The organism is Paenibacillus sp. 2RAB27 (assembly GCF_052115445.1).
GTDB lineage: Bacteria > Bacillota > Bacilli > Paenibacillales > NBRC-103111 > Paenibacillus_E.
On sequence record NZ_JBFRGR010000007.1, the window covers coordinates 119,869 to 142,301 of the forward strand.

The window sequence follows — 22,433 nt, forward strand, 5'->3', positions numbered from 1 at the left end:
GATGAATAAGAAAAAACTATTAATCACCTCCTTTGATATGGCTATTGGAGGTGTTGAACGCAGTTTGATCGGATTGCTCAATCAGATTGATTACAGTAAATATGATGTGGATTTAATGTTATACAAACATGAAGGGGAACTATTCTCTCTGATACCCATTGAACCGAATTTATTACAGGAGATTCGAGAATACTCAACGTTTAGAAAATCAACGAAAGAAATTTTAAAAGAGGGTAATGTCTCCATTGGAATTACAAGACTTCTAGCAAAATACATAGGGACATTGCATGGCAAGCGTATTAAAAGTGAAGAACCGGGATATCTGGTGATTCAGTACGGGTGGAAAATGTCTCTTCCCTTTCTTCCTTCATTAAAAGATGAATATGATGCGGCTATTAGTTTTTTATGGCCTCATTATTTCGTTGGAAATAAGGTGCGGGCTAAAAGGAAAATTGGATGGATACATACCGATTATTCGAATATTTCCATTAATAAAGCACTAGACGATCAAATGTGGAACGCCATGGATAACATAGTTGCTGTTTCAGAAGGTTGTAAAGATTCCTTTCTAAACGTGTTTCCTTCCCTCTTGAGTAAGGTAGCAGTAATGGAGAATATCATTTCACCATCTTTTATTCGAGAACAAGCCAAAGACGACGTTACTTATGAAATGCCGATTATTCCGGGACGAACTAAGCTCCTTACGGTTGGCAGATTTTCTTACGCAAAAGGCATTGATGATGCTGTATATGCTTGTCGAAATCTCTTGGATAAGGGGTTTGATATTGAATGGTATGTGGTAGGTTATGGATCCMAAGAAGGCGAACTTCGTGAATTAATCAACAAATTAAGTCTTCAGGATCGATTTAAGATTCTGGGGAAAAGGACTAATCCTTATCCCTATATTAAAGCGTGCGATATCTATGTGCAGCCCTCGAGATACGAGGGGAAAGCTGTAACCGTTCGTGAGGCTCAAATACTTGGAAAGCCTGTACTTATTACTAATTTTCCAACTGCAAATAGTCAAGTTTACGATGGAGTTGACGGACTAATCACCCCAATGGGCATTGATGGTGTAGTTAATGGAGTCAGCAAACTTATTTCAGACAATGAGTTAAGAAGAAGATTGATAAAGAATACATTACTTAACGATTATAGTAACGGTAGTGAAATTGAGAAGTTGTATGCTCTGATAGATGTGTAATCTAATAATTATTTGGAGGACGAAAAATCATGGCAATTCTCGTAACAGGTGGAGCAGGCTACATTGGAAGTCACACATGTGTGGAGTTATTGAATGCGGGGTATGACATCGTCGTCGTTGATAATCTAAGTAATAGCAGTGCTGAATCTTTGCTGCGAGTAACGGAGCTTACAGGCAAAGAATTCGAGTTCTATCCCATCAGTTTGAACAATCGACCGGATATGGAGAGCATCTTTAGGGACCACAATATTGAAGCCGTGATTCATCTTGCTGGGCTTAAAGCCGTTGGCGAATCCGTTTCTGTACCTCTACGTTATTATCATAATAATATCTCGGGTTCAATTGTCTTATGCGAAATTATGCAAGAATTTGCAGTGAATAAGATTGTGTTTAGTTCATCCGCTACGGTTTACGGAGCGTCGGAACGTGTACCGATCGCTGAGAATGCGCCGCTTGGAGCAACCAATGCCTACGGACGTACGAAACTCATGATMGAAGAAATATTGAGAGATCTGTACGTATCTGATCCAACATGGAGTATTGCGCTACTGCGTTATTTTAACCCAATAGGCGCTCATGAAAGTGGTCGATTAGGAGAGGATCCGAAGGGGATCCCTAACAATCTGATGCCTTATATCACGAAAGTAGCGATAGGTGAATTAAACGAGTTGCAAATTTATGGCCATGATTATGAAACCGTAGATGGTACAGGTGTAAGAGATTATATCCATGTAGTGGATCTAGCACGTGGACACTTGAAGGCACTTGAGAAGGTTATGACAAACGCAGGGGTAGAGGCTTACAATCTGGGAACGGGTCACGGATTCAGTGTCCTCGAGATGGTTACTACTTTCGAGCGTGTAACTGGCATGCGTATCCCTTATAAAATAGCAACTCGAAGGCCGGGAGATATCGGTATATGCTACTCAGATCCAACCAAGGCAGCAAGAGAATTGGGATGGGTTRCTGATAAAGGTATTGATGAGATGTGTCTAGATGCTTGGCGTTGGCAGTCCAATAACCCCAATGGTTATCTGGAAGAAGAGGACACCTTTGACGGGGTTCACAATCCACGACTTATTGTGATGTAGGAGTTAGGAGTAGATCATTTATGAAAAGATTGTTTGATGTGATTGTCGCTATCTCGTTACTACTAGTATTTCTACCGATTATTGGTATCGTTGCCCTTCTGATTAGACTGAAACTAGGATCGCCAGTCATTTTTAAACAGCAAAGGCCAGGCTTACATGAAAAGCCGATTAATCTACTAAAGCTGCGCTCCATGACGGATGCCAGAGATAACGAAGGAAACTTATTGCCTGATGCAATGAGATTGACTCCCTTTGGTCGTTTTCTTAGGAAATTCAGTCTGGATGAATTATTACAATTGATCAATGTGATCAAAGGGGATTTAAGTCTAGTTGGGCCTAGGCCGTTACTGATGGATTATTTATCCCTCTATTCAGAAKAACAGGCAAAACGTCATTTAGTCCGACCCGGTATTACGGGATGGGCGCAAGTGCATGGCAGAAATGCGATTTCATGGGAAGAAAAATTCAAGCTCGACATTTGGTATGTAGAGAATAGAAGCTTTATGTTGGATCTCAAAATACTAGTATTAACGGTCGGCAAAGTGCTGAAGTCCGAAGGTGTCAGTCATGGGAATCATGTGACGATGGAGAAATTCTCTGGATCTAATCTTTCGTGAAAAGAAGTGATCGGTTGTGCAGTTTGTCGTGATTGGTGAAGGTGGTCACAGCAAGGTAATTAGAGAAATAATTCGAGCAAACAAAGCCAATGAAATCGTCGCTATTTTAGATGATAAGTATGATGCCCTCATTTTGAAAAATGGTTTGTATCAGGGACCAATTTCCTCAGCACATCAAATATTTGGTCTCGGAAATGAGTTGAAATGGGTTGTTGCCATTGGCAATAACGAACGAAGAAAGTCAATCATTGCGAAACTAGGCATACCCCATGAGCACTTTGCAACCCTTATCCATGAGACAGCAGTCATTAGCTCAAGTGCGTCCCTAGGTCATGGTACAGTCATCATGGCTAACACGGTTATTAATGCAGACGCCCATATTGGTCACCATGCCATTATTAATACAGGGGCAATCGTTGAGCATGATTGTCGGATTGAGGATTATGTTCACATCGCACCTAGGGCAACGTTGACTGGCGCTGTTGTTATCAAGGAAGGAAGCATGTTAGGAGCAGGAGCGACAGTCATCCCTGGCAAACAGGTTGGCGAATGGGCCATGGTAGGAGCGGGAGCAACGGTTATCCATGATATTCCCTCGTACCGGACAGCCGTAGGAACCCCAGCGATACTAATTAACCAAAAGAATTGAATGAAAGGTGTGGTTCATCTCATGTTTACCAACAAAAAAAGAATCTATCTGTCCCCCCCGCATATGAGCGGTAACGAAATAGCGTATATCCATGACGCCTTCGATACAAATTGGATCGCTCCGCTAGGACCGCATGTCGATTCCTTCGAAAAAGAGCTAGCAACCTATGCGGGTCTTGTTGATGCGGCAGCAGTTAGTTCGGGCACAGCGGCCATTCATCTTGCCTTGCGACTATTGGATGTTACAGAAGGGGACACTGTTTTTTGTTCAAGTTTAACTTTTGTGGCTAGTGCCAATCCAATTGTCTATTTAGGAGCTACGCCTATTTTTATCGATTCAGAACCAGATACGTGGAATATGTCTCCGCAGGCTTTGGAACGTGCTTTGAATGAGGCGGCTCGTAATGGGAAATTGCCTAAAGCTGTCATTGTCGTTAATTTATATGGTCAAAGTGCCAAAATGGACGAAATCTCAGCCTTGTGCAAATCGTTTCAAGTGCCAATCGTTGAAGACGCGGCGGAATCCTTAGGCTCGACCTATAAAGGAAGAGCAAGCGGATCGTTTGGAAAGTTTGGCATCTATTCCTTCAATGGCAATAAGATTATTTCCACATCAGGCGGAGGTATGCTGGTATCTAATGATACTGAGGGGCTGAACAAGGCACGTTTTCTAGCGACACAAGCACGAGATTACGCTCCACATTATCAGCATAGCCAGATCGGCTACAATTATCGTATGAGTAACGTTTTGGCAGGGATTGGCAGGGCGCAGCTCGCGGTTTTGGAAGAGAGAGTTGCTGCTAGACGTGTTGTATTTGCACGCTATTATCACGAATTAGCTCATTTGCCAGGTATTCAATTTATGCCGGAGTTGGCTGATACACGATCTAATAGGTGGCTGACAGCATTGACAATCGATGCGAAGGAGGCTGGGGTGACGGTTGAGTCATTAATCAATCTCCTGGCGGAAGAGAATATTGAGGCTCGTCCCGTTTGGAAGCCGCTGCATATGCAGCCTCTATTTGAGGGTGTCGCCTATTACCCGCATAGTGAGAATGACAATGTGTCGGAGCGATTATTCCAATCAGGCTTATGCCTGCCATCGGGTTCAAGTATGACTGAAGAAGAGCAAGATCGCGTCATTGCTTGTATTCAGAAATCTATACAAAAAGCCAAGAGTATCAGTGCTTAAGTAAGGTTTGCTTACTTATTTTTGTCCATTTTGGCGCGATGATGAATCATTTTCTGGAATAAGGTTATTTTCATTTGTATGTCAAGACAGTCTCGATAGAGGATATAATTGTAGTCATGCATGAATTTATGGTACGCATGTATCACACTTTTCCATCCTTTGATCCTAAATGAGGTCATTGCATGATTCCCCCCTTCAGTACAATCGTATGAGTAAATAGATAAATCTATTCAAGTATTACTAAATACTGACTTGCTGTTCTTTATTAAGAATCATAGATGAGGAGGCTATAATAATGTGCGGAATTGTGGGATATATCGGGAGTCAGGATGCGAAGGAGATTTTGGTAAAAGGATTAGAAAAGCTAGAATATCGAGGGTATGATTCTTCGGGTATTGCGATTTTAAACGACAGTGGTTTACATCTGTATAAAGAGAAAGGCAGGATTGCAGCACTTCGGGAAGTGATCGATCCTGAGCAAGAGGCGTTGGTAGGAATCGGTCACACGAGGTGGGCGACGCATGGCAAACCAAGTAAGCGCAATGCACATCCTCATCAAAGTCACAATGGTAGATTCACGGTCGTACATAATGGTGTGATTGAGAATTATCAAGAGCTGAAGGAGAAGTGCCTTGCTCATATTCCATTCTCCAGTGATACGGACACAGAGGTCATTGTACAAAAGATGGAGCAACTCGTGGACAGCGGATTATCTGTCGAGGAGGCTTTTCGGCAGTTACTACTAGCCATTAAAGGTTCATACGCTGTTGCAGTATTAGATAGTCAGGATACGGAAACCATTTATGTTGGCAAAAATAAAAGTCCTTTACTCATCGGGCTTGGAGCCGATTTCCATGTTATTACGAGCGATGCGATGGCGATGCTGCAGCTTACGAATCAATTCGTCGAATTGATGGATGAAGAGATGGTGATTCTTCGCCAGCATACCAAAATAATTAAAAACTTAGATGGTGAAACGATTCAAAGAAGACCTTTTCAAGTAAAACTGGATGCCAGCGATATAGAGAAAGGGTTATACCCGCACTATATGCTCAAGGAGATTGACGAACAGCCAGTGGTTATTCGCAAGGTAATATCCAAATATCAGGATGGCCAAGGGGGAATCTTAATTGACTCGCAGTTGCGCGAACGTATGACTATGGCGGATCGCATCTATATCATTGCATGTGGAACCAGTTATCACGCTGGATTAGTTGGTAAGCAACTGATCGAGAAAATCGCGAACATCCCAGTTGAAGCACATATCGCCAGCGAGTTCCTGTATAACAGGCCTATATTGTCCGCGAATCCGCTGTTTATCTTTATTTCGCAGAGCGGTGAGACGGCAGATAGCCGAGGCGTATTGGTTGCGATTAAACAGATGGGTTATCCTACCGTCACGATAACGAACGTACCTGGCTCGACGTTATCTCGAGAAGCCGATTATACGTTACTGACGCATGCAGGACCAGAGATCGCTGTAGCTTCAACGAAAGCCTACACGGCACAAATTGCTGTATTAGCGTTGCTAGCCTTCGATAGTGTAAGAGAGAAAAGCATGGAGCAGTTGCATGGTATGAATCCTTTTCATGAGCTGAGTATCGCTGCGAACGCGATGGAAATTCTGATTAATAAGAAGGAGATGATGGAAGAGGTCGTTTGGCAATATCTCACTTCCTCACGAAATTGCTTTTTTATCGGCCGAGGGGTAGATTATTACGTTGCATTAGAAGGCGCGTTAAAGCTGAAGGAGATTTCCTACATCCAAGCTGAAGGGTTCGCAGGCGGGGAACTCAAACATGGCACAATTGCCCTAGTTGAGGAGGGGACACCTGCCATTGCTCTCATTACACAGTCACATATTCGTGCGAATGTTCGGAGCAATGTGCAAGAAATCATGGCACGAGGTGCCAATGTGTGTATGATTACTATGGAAGGATCAGAGGAGAGCGGCGATCAAATTGTGCTGCCTGCGGTACATGAGTTGCTAACTCCTTTGGTGTCGGTGATTCCATTACAATTAATTTCTTATTATGCAGCTAAATATCGGGGCTGTGATATTGATAAGCCCAGAAATCTTGCCAAAAGTGTCACTGTGGAGTGATGATAACGATGATTGGTCACAATATATCGAGCATTCGTAAGCAAAGGGGGTATACATTGTCCGAGCTCTCGGAACGGACAGGTATTTCCAAGTCGTATTTAAGCAATATTGAGAGAAATTTGAAACAGAATCCTTCCATTCATGTCATCGAGAAAATTGCTTTGGTTCTTAAGGTTGATCTGAAAATACTTTTGAAAATTGCTGTAGAGGTGGAAACCAATCAGCAACTTGATCAGGAATGGATGGATTTTATTGCGGACTTAAAAAAGTCAGGAATTAAAAAGGAACGGATCCATGAGCTGAAAATCTTGATCGAGTTTATGAAATGGCATAATGACAAAATAACGAGTGTGTGATGAGATCTTATGAACTTATTCATGATAGATAAGCCAACACTAGCCCCTAAGGGGGCTAGTGTTGTTCTTTATTGGGAACAATATTTGTTCTTTAATAGGAATTCTGTTATACTAATAAGAGCAACTATTCCATTTTAAAGGGAAGATCTAATATGATTGGTAAACGCGTACAACAATTAAGGAAAGAAAAGGGCCTGTCCCTCACAGAATTAGCTGAGCGGGCAGGTGTGGCCAAATCGTATATTAGCAGCCTGGAGCGTGACATCCAAAAGAATCCTTCTATCCAGTTTCTAGAGAAGATTGCAGCTGTATTAAAGGTGCCTGTCGATCGGCTTATTGATGATCAAGAAGAGACAGTTGCAGGTGAGCGAGAGTTAGATGAGGAATGGTATGAAATCATTAAAGAAGCAATGACCTCTGGTGTAGATAAGCAACAATTTCGGGAATTTTTGGATTTCAATAAATGGAGAATGAAACGGCCTAACGATGAATAGCTAGCTTTGCTATGTAAACTTATGGGGACATACAAGGATCATTTTCATTTGTGTTTTGTGTTAGTTTCTTGGGTTGGAAGGGGTTTCTTAAGAATGCGCGGATATCTTCCATAGTAAGTCCCATCTTACGAGCGCTCATAATAAGATTGATCCACTCTGCATCATACTCTTCTATATCCATTTGCTTTAGCATATTCACAACCGACCCCTCCAAAACTTTCTGTGTAAGATACGCTTTGTATCGTTATATGTATTATCGCATGTTTTTTCTCCGAAATCAATCCCGTTAACATTAAAATTATACAAACTGTATCATTAATTGAGAAGAGGATTATGTATTATTTTGTATGCGATACAAGTCTTTAGACCTAGTTAGGAGGCGGACGCAGCATGGATGATACTCCCTTAAGTCGCAGGTCATTCCTCAAGCATAGTCTATTGGCGGTTGGTTCTCTAGGGATATTAGCGGGAATGAGCGGTGCTTATGGTATTTTCGGTGAGCCGAATTGGATCCAGACAACGACGGTTAAACTATCATACAAGCATTATCCAGCTTCGTTCGCGGGTATGCGAATCGTACAATTCAGCGATACACATATTAGCAAGTATTATGGCTTATCTCATTTAACTAGATTGACTCAGCTGCTGCAGCGACAAGAGCCTGATATCCTTGTTTTTACTGGTGATTTATTCGATTCCAGAGATGGCGAAATATCGGATGACGTGATTCCAATTCTATCTCAACTTCAAGCAGCGTATGGGAAATTTGCGGTACTAGGCAATCATGATCTGCGTATGGATGCGGCACGAATAACGGAGGTATTGGAGCAATCTGGTTTTAAAGTACTCGTCAATGAAAGCCAAAGAATCAGCCGAGGAGATGACAGTATTCATATTGTCGGTGTGGATGAGATATTCCATGGTAAACCTAATCTACCACTCGCCTTAAAAGGAATAGACCAAGATGAATTCGTCCTCTTGCTCGCACATGAGCCCGATTTTGCCGACTTGGCTTCGAAGTATCCTGTCGATTTACAACTTTCCGGCCACAGTCACGGTGGGCAGATTCGTATTCCTTTCTATGGAAGTGTATTCACACCAGACCTGGGCCAGAAGTACTCGATAGGTTTGTATAACTTCGACGGAACGGAATTCCATGTGTACACCAACCGCGGTATTGGTACGACTTTATTACCGATTCGATTTAATTGCCGACCTGAGATCACTGTATTCGTCCTCGAGACGAATTCCATATAAACGCAAAAACTCCGCGGCACAATGGATGCAGCGGAGTTTTCTATCAATAGCAGAACCACTTTTTCCAGATATTATAGGAGTCTTCGCATTCAATATCTTCGAAATCGAAATCATCCCAACAATCATCCCAATTATAATCGTCCCAGTCGTTATTGTTGTGATTGTTGTTGTTGCCCTTATCTTTATCCTTATCTTTATCCTTATCTTTATCCTTATCTTTATCTTTATCGTTATTCTTGTCTTTGTCGTTCTTGTTTTGATTGTTGTTATTGTTGCTATTGCTGTTGCTGTTGCTGTTGTTATTGCTGTTCGTGTTGCCATATGTATTTGAATTGAATATTTTACTTAAATTATTCATGAATTGAGATAGTAGCGTATTCTTCTGTGAATTTCCGTTATCATAGCCTGAAGCAAAGGCTGATGCAGGAAATAGAATGGTAGTCAAGATTATGACAATAAGAGGTATTCTTAGCATTTTTTTGAACATAGATGGCGCGACCTCCTTTCTTAATAGTATAGTAGTGTAGTAATATAGTATTGTTCTTTATTAAGAATTATACATTAAATTTTCGGGTTTGAGAACAGCGAAAGGCATAGATCATTTCTTAAATTTATGATACAATATGTAACATAATAGATGGAAAGGGAGTGGTATGCCAATAAAATGATAGCTTCACATATAAATAGATACATATCGTAACATATCCTATGAAACTAATTAAGGTCATGTGAGGTGCTACTCATGCAAGTTGTTCAACCAATTAGAGAACAAGAGAAGATTGAGCAAATCCAGGAAGTGTTGAAAGAACAATCGGTTCGTGACTGGCTGCTTTTCACAATTGGAATTAATTCAGGGCTCCATCTTAGTGATATTCTCTATTTAAAAGTAAAAGATGTAACCGATCGCAATATTGTGAGTGTAAGAGAGGAGAAAACGGGGAAAGTAAAGACATTCCAGCTTTCTTCGCAGCTGAAGGCTTATATTAAGGAATATGTCCAATATATGGATGAAGACAATTACTTATTTCCTTCTCAGCGTACGGGTCACCCTATTAAGCGAATTCGTGTTTATCGGATTCTTAATCAGGCTGCAAAGCAGGTAGGCTTAACAGATATAGGTACGCATACCCTTCGTAAGACCTATGGCTATCATTACTACCTCAAAACGAGAAATGTCTCTGTACTTAGAGATTTGTTTAATCAGTCAGCACCATCCGTGACTTTAAAGTATATTGGTGTCAATAACTAATGGAAGGCTGAGCGTTGAGAGCAGCTACTAATTACTCTAATGAACGCTCAGCCCTAACAAAAGCAATAAATCTTCTTGCTTCCTCGGCAGATAATCGTTTTCCATCCACTGTTAATGAAAACTTCTGTAGTATACCCTCGTCTGTTAAATCGAGATTTTCGACAAAGTCTCGCACTTCTTCGTCCAAGACCGTTTGTTGATGGTTCGTGCGGCCTAGCAAATAATCAATAGAAACATTGAAAAAATTTGCAATCTTATTAATAGTTTCATAATCAGGTTCCCGGCGATTGGTCTCATAGTGAGACAGGGATGCTCGGGAAATACCTATTTTGACGGATAAATCCTCTTGGGTTAGTCCTCTTTTTTCACGTAAAAGTGCAATTCGATCTCCGTATTTCAGCTTGATCAGTCCTCACTGTTCATAATCATTCACTTATTATATCCACTATCATTAACGAAATATACCAGAAGATAATTATAACAAAGCAGAGATTCATTTGACTAGATACAAAATGTATTTGAAATAATTAATAACCTCTTGATAAGTTACGAAATGTATCATATAATGAATATTATATACATATTGTAACAGGTTACGACATTTAGTCATACATTAAGGGGTGGGAAAAGATGATTAATTATGAAAAAGTATTTTGTGTCGAATGTAATGCCATGATGGACAAGTGCTATGCCAAAAAGATTTTTAAGACGGGCTACTACCATACCACAATTCCATTGGCCCATTGTATGAAGTGCGAGACTATGCAACCTATTTACTTTCCGAGCTATGTAGAAGGAATGGCTGTTGCGAGTTGGATTTGATCGGATAAGGCGGGAGCAACATGAGAGACATGAAATGGACTTGTGATCACCAATAAGCCACATTCTCTTAGTTGCATAAGAGACGTGGCTTATTATTTGTTTTCTTTCTTGTAATTCTATAATCTCGATGATACAATACGTATCTGATAAATAGATAAGTTAAAGGAGTGACTACATGCGTCGTTGGGTAGTGTACACTGCAGGCTGTCTTTTTGTTGGAATCATCGGGGGGGATTAGGTGTTTATAGGAAATATGAGCCCGTTCATCACTTTGAGCAAGTAGATGCTACCGATAAAATCATTCAATGTGCTTCTTCTTGGGACAGACGCAAGAAGTGATGAGAATTCTAGATCGGATGTTGTTATCGTTATGCACATTATTCCCAGCACGTGTAAAATCAATATGATCTCCATCCCCAGAGACAGTCGCGTCTACATAGAAGTGTGGGATACACCAAAATAAACCATGCTCATATCCTTGGTGAGATGCGGGGAGGTAACGAGGAGGGGACGAAAGAAGCTCTTCAAACCGTATCCAATTTTTTAGATGTACCGATCAATTATTACATGAAGACTAATTTTAAAGGGTTTGAAGATTTCATCGATACCATTGGCGGCGTGAATGTAGAGGTTAAAAACGATATTTATTTACTTCATTCTGGGGTGACACTACCTCAAGGCAAGCAGCATATTGATGGCAAATTGGCGCTGAGTCTGGCAAGAGAACGATACGCCTTTGCGAATGGAGATTTCGACAGGCAGAGCGAGCAAACACAGCTACTAAAAACGATTGCTACAGAAATTCTGAGACCAGAGCATATTGGTGAAATCGCAGGTTTGCTAACAAAGGTCAAGAAAGATATCGTGGATACGAATTTCCAAGATAGCGATATCATTAGCTTAGCCTGGCTATTCAAAGGAATGACTGCGGACGATTTTACAACCAAGCAAGTACCTGGCCAAAGTGGCTATGAGATGGATCCGTTAGTACAATCACGGCTATATTATTGGATTCCGGATATGGTGAAAGTGAAGGAAATCAGCGCTACGTTATTTAAAGATTAAGCTTTGCAGTCAAAAAAGAACTAACTTTCGCACTTTAGATACGTTTCGTATCTGAATAATTGGAATTATTTTTTTTCAAAATGACATCGTACGAGAGCCGCTGATTCTATCAGACTTGGGTGCGCTTACAAGATTTCTTGCCCAAATCAATACAGGATTCTAATCATATCCGAGGTTTTACGGGCATAACTTTGAAAACAGATGATGTAATTTTCACACGTGCTATACAAGTCTTTGAGGATCTATTGAACTTTCTTATTTTGTGAAATTCTCTTGACAAGATACGAGATGTATCATAAATTGAAAGCAGAATTAAAGCGAAATGTCATAAAACATAACATGATCAGGAGTGGTGCTCTTTTATGGAAAAAGATAAGCCAGTTACACTTGAGATTAAAGATGTTTTAAGACATTTAGGACTGGATTTGCAGCAGTTTCTGTTGTGGAAAGAAGACCAGTCGAAGAAAACCCTCCAAGTTCATCCAAACAATGCTCCCCTAACTCCCGAGCGATAAGACACATCGCATCGCGTCCAAACAATCCCCTATATACTCATTAACGTACGCCACACTAATCGCACATGGAAGTCAGCACCTGTTGTAGTCAGGCTCGAGATGATACATATCGTAACATTAAGGAGGGGAATAGATGACTACATCTTTTGCTGAAGGATCAGAAATGGTTTTGAAATATCCTTGTTATGGTTTGATGAATATTAAACAGATTGACGGGCGAATGCTGGATTCCAAGTACACGCCGTTCAAAGTGATCGACATTAGTCCTTCGCAAATGGGCTTTACTTCTTATTTAAGTCTACCCATCAATGAAAATGTGATTTGGTGTTTCCAATTTAAGTTGCATAACGAAGACATATCGATATGCGGCGTGCTTCGTGAAAGAAGCCAGTTTGAGAATGGCTATGTCTATGCCGTGGAGTGGTTGGAGGAAGAAACCTTGACAGGCGCCATCGTGCTGCAGACTCTCCGTTACTGGGAGCATCAATTTAAGAATGAATTTGAGAAGGCTGTTCGTGGCTATGTCAATGCCATGGAGATAGCCAATAAGACAACAATGGATGTTTCATGCTGATTGATACAGGCCAAGAAGTTAGAGTCTCTAAGGGACTCCTTCTTGACTTGGATGTATGTTTGCAAATCGATCGCAATTAGCTCATTTGATCGCCTCAGATGCGCATAATTTGGCCAGTAGGAGGAGTCGTTTAGCAGACGAAATGAAACGATCATAACAGAGACCTCTCTGTATAAACGGAGATTGTGGTCTCTACCATTACATTAACTATTGGAGGTCACAATGGAAATTGAACTCAGACAATATTTGACCATTGTTCAAAAAAAGATAGGGTTGATTGCAAGCATTGTGCTCCTGTCAAGTATAGTTACTGGGCTTGTGACTACTATTTGATTGCTCCGCTGTATGTATTAGCTTCAGGCATTTCAGAGGGGGCCATTGCTGCACTGTCCTATGCCTTTAATTTACGGGGAATAGCGACCGGTATCTGTATTACCCCCGTAATTACACTTACATTCCCTGAACTATCGCGGCTTTCGCATAACCAAGATTACGAGAAAGTTAGTACACTAACGCACAATAGTTTGTTTTCATTGTTCATTCTCTTAATGCCTCTAACCGTCATATTCATGTCCTTTAGTCATGTCATCGTTCAAACCCTTTTAGAAAGAGGAAGCTTCGATGCGCAAGCCACGGCAATGACCTCAGCTATTTTTTGGGCCTATTCCATAGGGATCATTGCTATTGGGTTTAGAGAGGTCACATTGAGAGCTTTCTATAGTTACGGAGATACGAAAACACCAACCTATATTATGATTTCTGGCACATTGGTCAACATTGTTCTCAGTTTCATTTTAGTGAAAACGATGGGGATTATAGGGCTCGGGATAGAATCATCAGCAGAGAAGTGCTTGAAGGAATAGATGCCAGACATGCGGAGTTATTGGCGTTTGATTTCCACCCCCGGGAATTAAAGTATTTATATTCTAAAATGGATATGTTTGTTGGGACTAGGATGCACTCCAATATTTTTGCTCTCTCCAATCATATTCCTACTGTCGCCATCAATTATGAACATAAAACGAGAGGCATTATGGAAATGCTTGGTTTACACGACTATGTGGTAGATATCTCGGATATTGAACCCGAGTCCTTCATACAGATGATCCATCATTGTTGGCTGAATAGGCAGGAATTAAGGGCTAAACTTGCGAAAGAAATTCCTCTTGTTGTGGAAGAAGCCGAGTTGCCAGCCCAAATTCTTAAAGTGCTATAAATGAGCTTAACCAAATGGATAGTTAAAGGGGTGAGATGCCTTGATTACTTATCTCAGAGCTGACATTCATCGTTATGTAAAAGTAGGTAACCACGTTAGTTTATTATCGAAAATGAAAATGCTAATTCTTCATGAGCCCATGTGGTATCTCATCATCTATCGAGCAGGGAGTTATGTGAAAGATCATGTTAAGATTCCTGTTATTAAACAATTATTATATATCATCTTATATATCCTTCATAAATTCTTTTCAGTACTGATGGGCATTCAAATTCCGCTCGGAACCAAAATTGGGAAAGGGGTCTATTTACCTCATTATGGTACGATCGTGGTTCATCAAGATGCCATAATCAGTGAGAATTGCAACATTGGACAAGGCGTTACGATCGGGATAGCCGGCAGGGGGGAAAGGAAGGGAGTGCCACAAATAGGAAATAAGGTCTATATCGCACCTGGAGCCAAAATTATTGGGAAAATCGTGATTGGTAATAATGTGATGATTGGTGCTAATTCGGTCGTAACGAAAGATGTACCAGATAACGCCGTTGTTGCAGGTGTTCCAGCCAAGATTATTAGTTTCAAAGGATGGGAATAGACTCGAAAAAACACGCCCTCTTGATGAGAGAAGGCGTGTTTTCTTCATTTTCTAATTCAATAAGTGCTTGAACGCGCTGTAATCAATCTTTTGCTTTTCGAGAAAGCTCGTCAAGCTCCGATAGTCTCGTTTCGGCGTTGCAAGTATGTAACCTTCGATACAGTGTTCTCTTGTGACCTCATTTGCATTGGCCTCTAGGGCTACTTGTCCGATACGCGCGGCGATGGAATGCTTGGCAATATCACGGAACGCTGTCGGGACAGGGGATACTAACTGGTCGAGAAATGCTTTGGAATCTGCTGTCCATAGGTGTCGAGAAGTGTCCACATAATGATTTTGCCAATCGAGTTTGGACTTGCCGTCCTCTTTGGGAAGGACCTTAATAAACTTGCGGAACATGAAGAACCCGCCGATAGACATGAAGGCAAGCAACACGCATACCCAGAAAATGATGAAATACATAAAGAAATCATTCGCCATTTATTTGTCACCTCACTAATTGTCTTCAATAAAGATAGTAAGAATTATACCTTATTTCTAGATTTCTTGCGACAATACGAGTAAAATAGGAGGGTAGCAGCTACTAATAAAGGAGTTATGAATCATGCCAAAAATTGGATCACACGTTTCGTTCTCAGATAAAGGCTTGTTAAATGCAGCAGAAGAAGCCGTTTCCTACGGATCATCCACCTTTATGATATACACAGGCGCACCGCAAAATACGCGCCGTAAACCGATCGAAGAGCAGTATATTGAAGAAGGCAAAGCCGTGATGGACAAGCATGCGATGAATGAAATCGTTGTTCATGCGCCATACATTATCAACTTAGGATCCTATAAAGATGATACCTTTGAACTTGCCGTGCGTTTCCTCCAAGAAGAAATCCGTCGGACCGATTACATCGGCGTTCGCAATATCGTGCTTCATCCAGGTGCTTATACGGACAAGGATGCCGACTATGGGATTGCCAGAATTGCTGATGGCTTGAATGAAGTGCTCGCTGGGGTCAAAGATACGAACGTTAACATTGCGCTGGAAACGATGGCTGGCAAAGGGACCGAAATCGGCCGCAGCTTTGAAGAAATCGCAGAAATCATGGAGCGCGTAGAGTTCAACAATAAGTTGACTGTCTGTATGGATACGTGCCATATTCACGATGCTGGGTATGATATTGTGAATGATTTGGACGGCGTGCTGCATCATTTTGATCGTACGATCGGTCTTGAGAAGCTCGGTGTCATACATTTGAATGACAGTAAGAATCCGCGCGGAGCGAGCAAGGATCGCCACGCACCACTTGGTTCAGGCTGGATTGGCTTTGAAGCGATGAATAATATTGCTAACCATGAGAAGTTGCAGCATTTGCCGATGATTCTTGAGACGCCTTGGATTGGAAAAGAAGACAAAACACAGCGTCCGATGTATGAAGCGGAAATTGCCTTGCTTTCCGGCAACTTAAGCAGTCGTTTTGGCGGCGAGTTCCTGGACCAAGTGGAGCGAATTGACTTTTTGATGAACAAAAAAGATATTCACTACCGCGACTTCGTTCTTAAAACATGGGAATTGCTCAAAAATGATGCGAAAGCGAAGAAAGCGGATGGACGCGAGCCGCTGGAACGTTTATATGATATGCTTCATGAGGAACGCCTTTTCGCTGATCTAAGCGAAGAACAAATCAATCAACGATTGATTGTCTGGCTTGCTGGAAATAGCATCTTGAAGAAGGCTTAAGTTTCACATAGACAGAAATTGCTAGGGGGATACAGATGGAAGCGGGAACCACGAACAGCTCAATTCGCCGGGAGAGCGAATTGATGAATAGAGCAAGAATGCTAATTTCTTGCCCGGATCAGCCGGGTATTGTAGCAGCCGTATCGCAATTTCTCTTTGAATATGGTGCGAATATTGTGCAATCGGATCAGTACACGATGGATCCAGAGGGCGGCATGTTTTTCATCCGAATTGAATTCGATTTAATGGAATTGGCAAGTCGCGTAGAGACATTAAGAGCGGATTTCTCCACGCTTGCTGAGAAGTTCTCGATGGACTGGAGCCTTTCCCTAGCAAGTCAGAAGAAGCGGATTGCGATCTTCGTTTCGAAGGAAGACCATGCCTTGCTCGAACTATTATGGCATTGGCGTGCGGGAGATCTCAAAGCAGATATTGCGATGGTAATCTCTAACCACAATGATATGCGTTCTCTGGTTGAGCCTTTCGGGATTCCATTTCATCACATTCCCGTTACCGCGGCAACCAAAGCAGAGGCGGAACAGCGCCAGCTTGAGGTTATTGGCGATAGCGTGGATGCAATTGTGCTTGCACGCTACATGCAGATCGTTTCACCATCGTTTATCCAAAATTACGCAAATCGCATCATCAATATTCACCACTCCTTCTTACCTGCTTTTGTAGGCGGTAAGCCTTACGCGCAAGCGCATAACCGCGGAGTCAAGATTATTGGTGCGACAGCGCATTATGTGACGGACGAGCTAGACGCCGGACCCATTATTGAGCAGGACGTTCAGCGTGTGAGCCACCGCGATAATGTCGATGATTTGAAAAGAATTGGTCGTCACATCGAACGAATCGTTCTTGCACGCGCAGTAGCGTGGCATGTGGAGGATCGGATTATCGTTCACAATAATAAAACAGTTGTTTTTAACTAGTGTAAGCAGGTTGTACCCAGTTATGGGTACAACCTATTTATATATAGGTGGGAAGTATAACGTTTTAACKGGTTATTGTGGCAAAGCCTTAAAGCAAATGGTACAATAATGCAAGCGAGTAAAGTCACTTGTATGTACAAGTTAATTGGCTGATGAAAATACAGAAATGATGGAGGTAAATATCGAATGACAGCATCAAACAAAACAATTGAACAATTAGCCGTCGACACGATCCGTACTCTTGGTATCGACGCGGTTGAGAAAGCCAAATCAGGCCACCCAGGTATGGTAATGGGAGCTGCGCCAATGGCTTACGTGCTGTGGAAACAGCATATGAAACACAATCCTTCGAATCCTAAATGGGTAAACCGTGACCGTTTCGTTCTATCTGCAGGACACGGATCCATGCTTCTATACAGCTTGCTTCACCTATGTGGCTATGATCTGCCAATGGAAGAGATCAAGAACTTCCGCCAATGGGGAAGCAAAACCCCTGGTCACCCAGAGTACGGTCACACAGCAGGTGTTGATGCAACGACGGGTCCACTTGGACAAGGCGTTGGTATGGCTGTCGGTATGGCGATGGCTGAAGCTCACTTGAGAGAAACGTACAACAAAGAGAACTTCCCAGTTATCGATCACTACACGTATGCAATTTGCGGCGATGGCGATATGATGGAGGGTGTGTCCTCTGAAGCAGTTTCCCTTGCAGCTCATTTGAAATTGGGCAAATTGATCATGATGTACGATTCCAACGATATTTCGCTTGATGGCGAATTGAATATGGCATTCTCTGAGAACGTGCAAGCACGTTTCGAAGCTTACGGCTGGCAAGTTATTCGCGTTGAAGAGCAGAATGACCTTGCTGCGATCTCCAAGGCGATTGCTGAAGCGAAAGCTGATACAACTCGTCCTACGTTGATTGAAGTGAAAACGACAATCGGCTTCGGTTCCCCGAACAAAGGTGGTAAAGGTGGTCACGTTGGACCTCACGGTTCACCACTTGGCGGCGACGAAGTGAAATTGACGAAACAAGCGTATGGCTGGCCGGAAGAGCCGGACTTCTATGTTCCGGACGAAGTTCGCGCACACTACGCAGAAATTCAAAAAGAAGGTACGGCTGCTGAGCAAGCTTGGACAAACCTCTTGAACGATTACGTTAAAGCTTATCCAGAGCTTGGTAATCAATTCAACGCTGCTGTGAATGGCGAATTGCCAGTTGGCTGGGATGCTGAATTACCTGCTTACACAACAGAAGACAAGCCAATGGCTACACGTGTTGCTTCCGGTAATGCGATCAATGCTGTTGCAGGCAAATTGCCGCAATTGATTGGTGGTTCCGCGGATCTAGCGAGCTCCAACAATACAATGATCAAAGGCGAATCCAACTACAGCGCTAGCAACTATGCTGGTCGCAACGTTTGGTTCGGTGTTCGTGAGTTTGGTATGGGTACAGCAATGAACGGTATGGCACTTCACGGTGGGGTAAAAGTGTACGGAGCTACTTTCTTCGTATTCTCCGACTACTTGCGTGCTTCCATCCGTCTTGCAGCACTTATGCAGCTTCCTGTTATTTATGTTCTAACACATGATAGTATCGCTGTTGGTGAAGATGGACCGACGCATGAGCCGATTGAACAACTTCCGGCACTTCGCGTAATTCCAGGCATCACCGTAATTCGTCCTGCTGATGGCAACGAAACATCCGAAGCTTGGCGTTATGCGATTTCCGAAGCGAAAGGTCCAGTTGCGCTTGTCTTGACTCGTCAAAACTTACCGATCCTTCCTGGTACGGTTGAAGGCGCTAAAGCGAACCTAAGCAAAGGCGGATACGTGGTATCCGATGCTGCAAACGGTCAACCAGATGCACAAATCCTAGCAACAGGTTCCGAAGTGCAACTCGCTGTCGCGGCTCAAAAATTGCTGCAAGCCGAAGGCATCAACGTTCGCGTTGTCAGCTTACCGAGCTTGGAGTTATTCGAGAAGCAATCCAAAGAATACAAAGATTCCGTTATTCTACCAGGCGTGAAGAAACGTCTTGCTGTTGAGATGGCGTACCCACTTGGCTGGGAGCGTTATACAGGCGACGAGGGTTCAATCCTTGGCATCTCCACATTCGGAGCATCCGCGCCAGGGGATACGGTTCTTAGAGAATACGGATTCTCGCCTGAGAACGTAGCAGCACGCGTGAAAGCATTGTTAGGTTAATATAATGGCAGGGGCTCAGCTCGTCTGAGCCTCGGCTTGTACGTATTCATAGCCATTTTAGAGGGGGAACTATTAACCATGTCTAGCTTTGAAAATGTAACCGTACTTACGAAAGCCAATGTTTATTTCGATGGAAAAGTAACAAGCCGCACTGTGCAGTTCGCAGACGGCACGAAGAAAACACTAGGCATCCTGCTTCCAGGTGAATATGAATTCGGAACAGATGTGAAAGAAATCATGGAAATCCAAGCTGGTGAGCTGAACGTATTGCTTCCAGGCAGTACAGAGTGGATTACAATCAGTGGTCAAGGTGAGTTCACCGTGCCAGCTAACGCGAAATTCAAGCTCGAAGTGAAAACAGTGAGCGACTATATTTGTTCGTATATCGCTGAGTAATACCTCGGGGAGACGAATGCTTGTAAAGCCAAAAACCATACATCCATTGAACATATAGTTCAATGGATGTATGGTTTTTTTTCATTTGGAAGACCAGCTATACAAAGAGCGGATCTCCATCTGCAGCACCTCTTCGATGTCGGTCATGCGAATCCATAATTGCTGGATTGAAGGGTGCTCATCGAGTAAGAGCGTATGTCGTTGCTTTATTCGAGCGAGGCTAATCCCAAACGACGCAGGACGTGCAGGATTGACGATGAGATCCTCAAGCAGCACGGTGATGCCGGCTTCTAAATCGAGGATTTCTTCGAAATGAAGCTGCTGAAATGGAGCGCTTATCGGAATATAAAGAGTGGTTTTACTAAAATCAAGTTCGTTAGGACGAAAACGCAACGCCATGAGGAATGGCTGTATACGCTCTTCATGAAAGTCATAAAAGACGGCTAGTTTGACGATCGGCCATTCCCCCTTTGCGCTTTAACTGTTCGAGTTTGTTCATGATCGCGCGGGTTGCATCAGACCAGTTATCTGGGCTATATGTGCTCAATTGACTTTGTGTAAATTGTTGATATTCATGATCCAATATCCCTTGCAGGACGCGCCGCTGGATTTGTTCAATCCGTTCATTGGCAAGTCGATAGGTCACCTGAAATTCATCAGAAAGAAAGGCGACCATTTCATTCTTTTGTTCAGGCAGCGATAGTTTCTTCAGCATGGACATAGGAATAGCCGCGTAGAGCTGAAACGCAGATGCATCCTGCTCTTGCCAATCGACGTAGCGATCAGGCATCACCATCTGGTTGCCGGAATGGCGAAGCACATGACAAAGCTCATGGAGGAAGTCTTCCCATTGTTCTTTGACGGATAATCGGCGGTCAACATTGATGCTGAATAGTCCATCTTTTTCGATGGCCATACTGTTCATATCCATCGTGTAAACCCAAATATGCAGCTTAGCAGCCAAGTTCGTCACGCTGAGCTGAGCTGGTGATACGATGCCAAGTTGACTATATAAAGCCTCTACCCACTGTTCAAGGGAGGTCGTTTGGTAATGAGTGAACAGGTGAAAACACCTCGCTTTAAGAATGTATGTTCGGTTATTTGTGGTAAAGAAAAGCCCGTTAGGGCTTAGCTTTACATTATTAGAAGAATACCTAGATTACTGCTGGCTGTCAGGTGTTCGGTTCTGCTGCTGCTCCTTGATGAAGTTCCAGAAACGGAGCATCTCATCGCGGCGCTCTTTGGGAGCGTTTTTAAAGTCTTTAAAAAATAAGCTGACATCAGGGTCATCGACTTCATCAGGAGCAGCCGCAGAAAGTCCGTCGAGTGACTCTTCTTCCGTCGGAGCAAAGCCTGCGAGCAGAAGCAGCTCGTCCTTTTCAGCTATACGAAGCGCATCAGCTAAGGAGATAACCGTTTCCCGCGAGGGATTGAAGCGGTTATTTTCTATGGAGTTAATGAACGAATAACTAACACCGGACCGTTCGCCAAGTTCTCTTAGGGAAAAATTGTTCATCTTCCGCAGATCTCGAATTCGGATGCCGAATTGCACCATATCTTTCATCGTTTGATCACCTGGTTCTATTGTAAATGGTGAGCGGTGCAAAAAACAAGGGGAGATCACCAAAAAGTTTTGAATATCAAAACTTTTTGTGTTGAAATTTTAAACAAGACAACGTATGATGTGTTTAGAATTTCAAAACAACAAATTTTAGGAGATGATTGAGGGATGGTAAAACATATTTTGAATATAGAGAAAGAACAGATGGATCGCCGAGCAACACGCAAAAGGGTGGAAAGTGTACTTGAAGCCGTACGTATGTATCGAGCAATGGGCTGCTTGCGGAGAGAAAATGGAGCTGTTTCGAACAGGAATGAGTTGTTCAAAGTGGCGGAGCAGGGGGCTATCTACCCTATGAGTTCAGAGGAAAACTTGCTAGGTGAGTGCGGTGAAGTTGAGCAAGCGATCTCTCGACTGGACGAGCAGGAGCAGGAAATTATTCGGGAGCGGTATCTAAAAAAGGACAAGACGTTTGACTTTCTGCTGTTTCATGAGCTTAATTTGAGCGAGCGTACCTATCATCGGATAAAGGCCAGAGCCATTGAAAAATTGGCGTACATGTTGCGACTGGAAGTGAAGGTGCAATAAGGTCTACCAGAATT

At 42.6% G+C, this 22,433-nt stretch carries 29 protein-coding genes and 1 pseudogene; 23 read left to right on the forward strand and 7 right to left on the reverse strand.

Annotated elements, in window-relative coordinates; translation table 11 throughout:
- Position 1 precedes the first annotated feature (1 nt).
- The 8 genes from AB4114_RS12845 to AB4114_RS12880 all read left to right on the forward strand — a co-directional run bounded on the left by AB4114_RS12845 (position 2) and on the right by AB4114_RS12880 (position 7,706).
- On the forward strand, positions 2 to 1,204 hold the full coding sequence (locus AB4114_RS12845; RefSeq protein WP_441988824.1) for a glycosyltransferase: 1,203 nt from the start codon (positions 2 to 4) through the stop codon (positions 1,202 to 1,204).
- Between the two features lie 29 nt (positions 1,205 to 1,233).
- Positions 1,234 to 2,295, forward strand: a complete 1,062-nt coding sequence (galE, locus tag AB4114_RS12850; protein WP_441988825.1) for a UDP-glucose 4-epimerase GalE — start codon at positions 1,234 to 1,236, stop codon at positions 2,293 to 2,295.
- Positions 2,296 to 2,315: 20 nt separating this feature from the next.
- Positions 2,316 to 2,912 (forward strand): sugar transferase, encoded by a 597-nt coding sequence (locus AB4114_RS12855; RefSeq protein WP_441988826.1) that lies wholly within the window; start codon positions 2,316 to 2,318, stop codon positions 2,910 to 2,912.
- Positions 2,913 to 2,928: 16 nt separating this feature from the next.
- Positions 2,929 to 3,561 (forward strand): acetyltransferase, encoded by a 633-nt coding sequence (locus AB4114_RS12860; protein WP_441988827.1) that lies wholly within the window; start codon positions 2,929 to 2,931, stop codon positions 3,559 to 3,561.
- A gap of 21 nt (positions 3,562 to 3,582) precedes the next feature.
- Positions 3,583 to 4,752, forward strand: a complete 1,170-nt coding sequence (locus tag AB4114_RS12865; RefSeq protein WP_441988828.1) for a DegT/DnrJ/EryC1/StrS family aminotransferase — start codon at positions 3,583 to 3,585, stop codon at positions 4,750 to 4,752.
- 295 nt (positions 4,753 to 5,047) lie between these two features.
- A complete protein-coding gene (gene glmS, locus AB4114_RS12870; protein WP_441988829.1) occupies positions 5,048 to 6,856 on the forward strand; it encodes a glutamine--fructose-6-phosphate transaminase (isomerizing) in 1,809 nt (602 codons plus the stop codon).
- Positions 6,857 to 6,864: 8 nt separating this feature from the next.
- Positions 6,865 to 7,212 carry a helix-turn-helix domain-containing protein gene (locus AB4114_RS12875; RefSeq protein ID WP_056608965.1) on the forward strand — a complete coding sequence of 116 codons (348 nt, stop codon included), beginning with the start codon at positions 6,865 to 6,867 and terminating at the stop codon, positions 7,210 to 7,212.
- Positions 7,213 to 7,364: 152 nt separating this feature from the next.
- The gene (locus AB4114_RS12880; RefSeq protein ID WP_441988830.1) at positions 7,365 to 7,706 is read left to right on the forward strand and encodes a helix-turn-helix domain-containing protein; all 342 of its coding nucleotides are present in this window, start codon (positions 7,365 to 7,367) and stop codon (positions 7,704 to 7,706) included.
- Positions 7,707 to 7,725: 19 nt separating this feature from the next.
- Here the strand turns inward: AB4114_RS12880 and AB4114_RS12885 are convergent, their stop codons facing one another.
- The gene (locus tag AB4114_RS12885; RefSeq protein ID WP_441988940.1) at positions 7,726 to 7,899 is read right to left on the reverse strand and encodes an anti-repressor SinI family protein; all 174 of its coding nucleotides are present in this window, start codon (positions 7,897 to 7,899) and stop codon (positions 7,726 to 7,728) included.
- Between the two features lie 197 nt (positions 7,900 to 8,096).
- On the opposite strand from AB4114_RS12885, the gene AB4114_RS12890 reads away from it, so the two are divergent.
- Positions 8,097 to 8,963, forward strand: coding sequence for a metallophosphoesterase (locus AB4114_RS12890; protein WP_441988831.1), 867 nt, complete (start codon positions 8,097 to 8,099; stop codon positions 8,961 to 8,963).
- 43 nt (positions 8,964 to 9,006) lie between these two features.
- On the opposite strand, the gene AB4114_RS12895 is transcribed toward AB4114_RS12890, so the two are convergent.
- Complete coding sequence (locus tag AB4114_RS12895; RefSeq protein ID WP_441988832.1) at positions 9,007 to 9,450, reverse strand: hypothetical protein; 444 nt, start codon at positions 9,448 to 9,450, stop codon at positions 9,007 to 9,009.
- Positions 9,451 to 9,705: 255 nt separating this feature from the next.
- Here AB4114_RS12895 and AB4114_RS12900 point away from each other — a divergent pair, with 255 nt between their 5' ends.
- Positions 9,706 to 10,212, forward strand: coding sequence for a tyrosine-type recombinase/integrase (locus tag AB4114_RS12900; RefSeq protein ID WP_056608974.1), 507 nt, complete (start codon positions 9,706 to 9,708; stop codon positions 10,210 to 10,212).
- A gap of 31 nt (positions 10,213 to 10,243) precedes the next feature.
- Here AB4114_RS12900 and AB4114_RS12905 read toward each other — a convergent pair whose 3' ends face one another.
- Entirely contained in the window at positions 10,244 to 10,612 is a 369-nt protein-coding gene (locus AB4114_RS12905) for a helix-turn-helix domain-containing protein (RefSeq protein WP_171631228.1), read from the reverse strand.
- Positions 10,613 to 11,317: 705 nt separating this feature from the next.
- Between AB4114_RS12905 and AB4114_RS12910 the strand changes: the two genes are divergently transcribed.
- From AB4114_RS12910 to AB4114_RS12945, 8 genes and pseudogenes are all read left to right on the forward strand, one after another.
- Positions 11,318 to 11,497 (forward strand): LCP family glycopolymer transferase, encoded by a 180-nt coding sequence (locus AB4114_RS12910; protein WP_441988833.1) that lies wholly within the window; start codon positions 11,318 to 11,320, stop codon positions 11,495 to 11,497.
- Positions 11,479 to 12,099 (forward strand): LCP family protein, encoded by a 621-nt coding sequence (locus AB4114_RS12915; RefSeq protein ID WP_441988834.1) that lies wholly within the window; start codon positions 11,479 to 11,481, stop codon positions 12,097 to 12,099. Before AB4114_RS12910 ends, AB4114_RS12915 begins: the two co-directional genes overlap by 19 nt.
- Positions 12,100 to 12,461: 362 nt before the next feature.
- Complete coding sequence (locus AB4114_RS12920; RefSeq protein ID WP_171631099.1) at positions 12,462 to 12,614, forward strand: hypothetical protein; 153 nt, start codon at positions 12,462 to 12,464, stop codon at positions 12,612 to 12,614.
- A gap of 133 nt (positions 12,615 to 12,747) precedes the next feature.
- Positions 12,748 to 13,188: a hypothetical protein gene (locus AB4114_RS12925; protein WP_441988835.1), complete on the forward strand. Its 441-nt coding sequence runs from the start codon at positions 12,748 to 12,750 to the stop codon at positions 13,186 to 13,188.
- 329 nt (positions 13,189 to 13,517) lie between these two features.
- On the forward strand, positions 13,518 to 14,051 hold the full coding sequence (locus AB4114_RS12930) for a lipid II flippase MurJ (RefSeq protein ID WP_441988836.1): 534 nt from the start codon (positions 13,518 to 13,520) through the stop codon (positions 14,049 to 14,051).
- Positions 14,036 to 14,194, forward strand: a pseudogene (locus tag AB4114_RS12935) (polysaccharide pyruvyl transferase family protein); the annotation flags it as partial. The gene AB4114_RS12930 and the pseudogene AB4114_RS12935, both read left to right, overlap by 16 nt.
- A gap of 33 nt (positions 14,195 to 14,227) precedes the next feature.
- A complete protein-coding gene (locus AB4114_RS12940; RefSeq protein WP_441988945.1) occupies positions 14,228 to 14,404 on the forward strand; it encodes a hypothetical protein in 177 nt (58 codons plus the stop codon).
- A gap of 40 nt (positions 14,405 to 14,444) precedes the next feature.
- Positions 14,445 to 14,999: a serine O-acetyltransferase gene (locus tag AB4114_RS12945; RefSeq protein ID WP_441988837.1), complete on the forward strand. Its 555-nt coding sequence runs from the start codon at positions 14,445 to 14,447 to the stop codon at positions 14,997 to 14,999.
- A gap of 51 nt (positions 15,000 to 15,050) precedes the next feature.
- Here AB4114_RS12945 and AB4114_RS12950 read toward each other — a convergent pair whose 3' ends face one another.
- On the reverse strand, positions 15,051 to 15,479 hold the full coding sequence (locus tag AB4114_RS12950; RefSeq protein WP_056609006.1) for a DUF2621 domain-containing protein: 429 nt from the start codon (positions 15,477 to 15,479) through the stop codon (positions 15,051 to 15,053).
- A 124-nt stretch (positions 15,480 to 15,603) separates the two neighbouring features.
- Here AB4114_RS12950 and AB4114_RS12955 point away from each other — a divergent pair, with 124 nt between their 5' ends.
- The 4 genes from AB4114_RS12955 (at position 15,604) to ppnP (ending at position 20,270) form a co-directional block, all read left to right on the forward strand.
- Positions 15,604 to 16,731: a deoxyribonuclease IV gene (locus AB4114_RS12955; protein WP_441988838.1), complete on the forward strand. Its 1,128-nt coding sequence runs from the start codon at positions 15,604 to 15,606 to the stop codon at positions 16,729 to 16,731.
- A 35-nt stretch (positions 16,732 to 16,766) separates the two neighbouring features.
- Positions 16,767 to 17,666, forward strand: coding sequence for a formyltetrahydrofolate deformylase (purU, locus tag AB4114_RS12960; protein WP_441988839.1), 900 nt, complete (start codon positions 16,767 to 16,769; stop codon positions 17,664 to 17,666).
- 186 nt (positions 17,667 to 17,852) lie between these two features.
- Positions 17,853 to 19,874: a transketolase gene (gene tkt / locus AB4114_RS12965; protein WP_441988840.1), complete on the forward strand. Its 2,022-nt coding sequence runs from the start codon at positions 17,853 to 17,855 to the stop codon at positions 19,872 to 19,874.
- 78 nt (positions 19,875 to 19,952) lie between these two features.
- The gene (gene ppnP, locus AB4114_RS12970; protein WP_056609015.1) at positions 19,953 to 20,270 is read left to right on the forward strand and encodes a pyrimidine/purine nucleoside phosphorylase; all 318 of its coding nucleotides are present in this window, start codon (positions 19,953 to 19,955) and stop codon (positions 20,268 to 20,270) included.
- 81 nt (positions 20,271 to 20,351) lie between these two features.
- On the opposite strand, the gene AB4114_RS12975 is transcribed toward ppnP, so the two are convergent.
- The 3 genes from AB4114_RS12975 to AB4114_RS12985 all read right to left on the reverse strand — a co-directional run bounded on the left by AB4114_RS12975 (position 20,352) and on the right by AB4114_RS12985 (position 21,834).
- Positions 20,352 to 20,669 (reverse strand): hypothetical protein, encoded by a 318-nt coding sequence (locus AB4114_RS12975; RefSeq protein WP_441988841.1) that lies wholly within the window; start codon positions 20,667 to 20,669, stop codon positions 20,352 to 20,354.
- Between the two features lie 31 nt (positions 20,670 to 20,700).
- Positions 20,701 to 21,243 carry an ImmA/IrrE family metallo-endopeptidase gene (locus tag AB4114_RS12980; protein WP_441988842.1) on the reverse strand — a complete coding sequence of 181 codons (543 nt, stop codon included), beginning with the start codon at positions 21,241 to 21,243 and terminating at the stop codon, positions 20,701 to 20,703.
- Between the two features lie 186 nt (positions 21,244 to 21,429).
- The gene (locus AB4114_RS12985) at positions 21,430 to 21,834 is read right to left on the reverse strand and encodes a helix-turn-helix domain-containing protein (RefSeq protein ID WP_171631129.1); all 405 of its coding nucleotides are present in this window, start codon (positions 21,832 to 21,834) and stop codon (positions 21,430 to 21,432) included.
- Positions 21,835 to 21,999: 165 nt separating this feature from the next.
- Between AB4114_RS12985 and AB4114_RS12990 the strand changes: the two genes are divergently transcribed.
- Positions 22,000 to 22,419 carry an ArpU family phage packaging/lysis transcriptional regulator gene (locus AB4114_RS12990; RefSeq protein WP_441988843.1) on the forward strand — a complete coding sequence of 140 codons (420 nt, stop codon included), beginning with the start codon at positions 22,000 to 22,002 and terminating at the stop codon, positions 22,417 to 22,419.
- Positions 22,420 to 22,433 lie beyond the last annotated feature (14 nt).

Excerpts from the sequence above, each read along its gene's own strand:
- AB4114_RS12990 (WP_441988843.1), top strand. The coding sequence starts at position 22,000 with ATGGTAAAACATATTTTGAATATAGAGAAAGAACAGATGGATCGCCGA.
- AB4114_RS12950 (WP_056609006.1), bottom strand. The coding sequence starts at position 15,479 with ATGGCGAATGATTTCTTTATGTATTTCATCATTTTCTGGGTATGCGTG.
- glmS (WP_441988829.1), top strand. The coding sequence starts at position 5,048 with ATGTGCGGAATTGTGGGATATATCGGGAGTCAGGATGCGAAGGAGATT.
- AB4114_RS12875 (WP_056608965.1), top strand. The coding sequence starts at position 6,865 with ATGATTGGTCACAATATATCGAGCATTCGTAAGCAAAGGGGGTATACA.
- AB4114_RS12975 (WP_441988841.1), bottom strand. The coding sequence starts at position 20,669 with ATGGCGTTGCGTTTTCGTCCTAACGAACTTGATTTTAGTAAAACCACT.
- AB4114_RS12865 (WP_441988828.1), top strand. The coding sequence starts at position 3,583 with ATGTTTACCAACAAAAAAAGAATCTATCTGTCCCCCCCGCATATGAGC.
- AB4114_RS12920 (WP_171631099.1), top strand. The coding sequence starts at position 12,462 with ATGGAAAAAGATAAGCCAGTTACACTTGAGATTAAAGATGTTTTAAGA.
- AB4114_RS12880 (WP_441988830.1), top strand. The coding sequence starts at position 7,365 with ATGATTGGTAAACGCGTACAACAATTAAGGAAAGAAAAGGGCCTGTCC.
- AB4114_RS12895 (WP_441988832.1), bottom strand. The coding sequence starts at position 9,450 with ATGTTCAAAAAAATGCTAAGAATACCTCTTATTGTCATAATCTTGACT.
- ppnP (WP_056609015.1), top strand. The coding sequence starts at position 19,953 with ATGTCTAGCTTTGAAAATGTAACCGTACTTACGAAAGCCAATGTTTAT.
- purU (WP_441988839.1), top strand. The coding sequence starts at position 16,767 with ATGGAAGCGGGAACCACGAACAGCTCAATTCGCCGGGAGAGCGAATTG.
- AB4114_RS12925 (WP_441988835.1), top strand. The coding sequence starts at position 12,748 with ATGACTACATCTTTTGCTGAAGGATCAGAAATGGTTTTGAAATATCCT.
- AB4114_RS12955 (WP_441988838.1), top strand. The coding sequence starts at position 15,604 with ATGCCAAAAATTGGATCACACGTTTCGTTCTCAGATAAAGGCTTGTTA.
- tkt (WP_441988840.1), top strand. The coding sequence starts at position 17,853 with ATGACAGCATCAAACAAAACAATTGAACAATTAGCCGTCGACACGATC.
- AB4114_RS12900 (WP_056608974.1), top strand. The coding sequence starts at position 9,706 with ATGCAAGTTGTTCAACCAATTAGAGAACAAGAGAAGATTGAGCAAATC.
- AB4114_RS12940 (WP_441988945.1), top strand. The coding sequence starts at position 14,228 with ATGCTTGGTTTACACGACTATGTGGTAGATATCTCGGATATTGAACCC.
- AB4114_RS12910 (WP_441988833.1), top strand. The coding sequence starts at position 11,318 with ATGCTACCGATAAAATCATTCAATGTGCTTCTTCTTGGGACAGACGCA.
- AB4114_RS12885 (WP_441988940.1), bottom strand. The coding sequence starts at position 7,899 with ATGCTAAAGCAAATGGATATAGAAGAGTATGATGCAGAGTGGATCAAT.
- AB4114_RS12985 (WP_171631129.1), bottom strand. The coding sequence starts at position 21,834 with ATGAAAGATATGGTGCAATTCGGCATCCGAATTCGAGATCTGCGGAAG.
- AB4114_RS12890 (WP_441988831.1), top strand. The coding sequence starts at position 8,097 with ATGGATGATACTCCCTTAAGTCGCAGGTCATTCCTCAAGCATAGTCTA.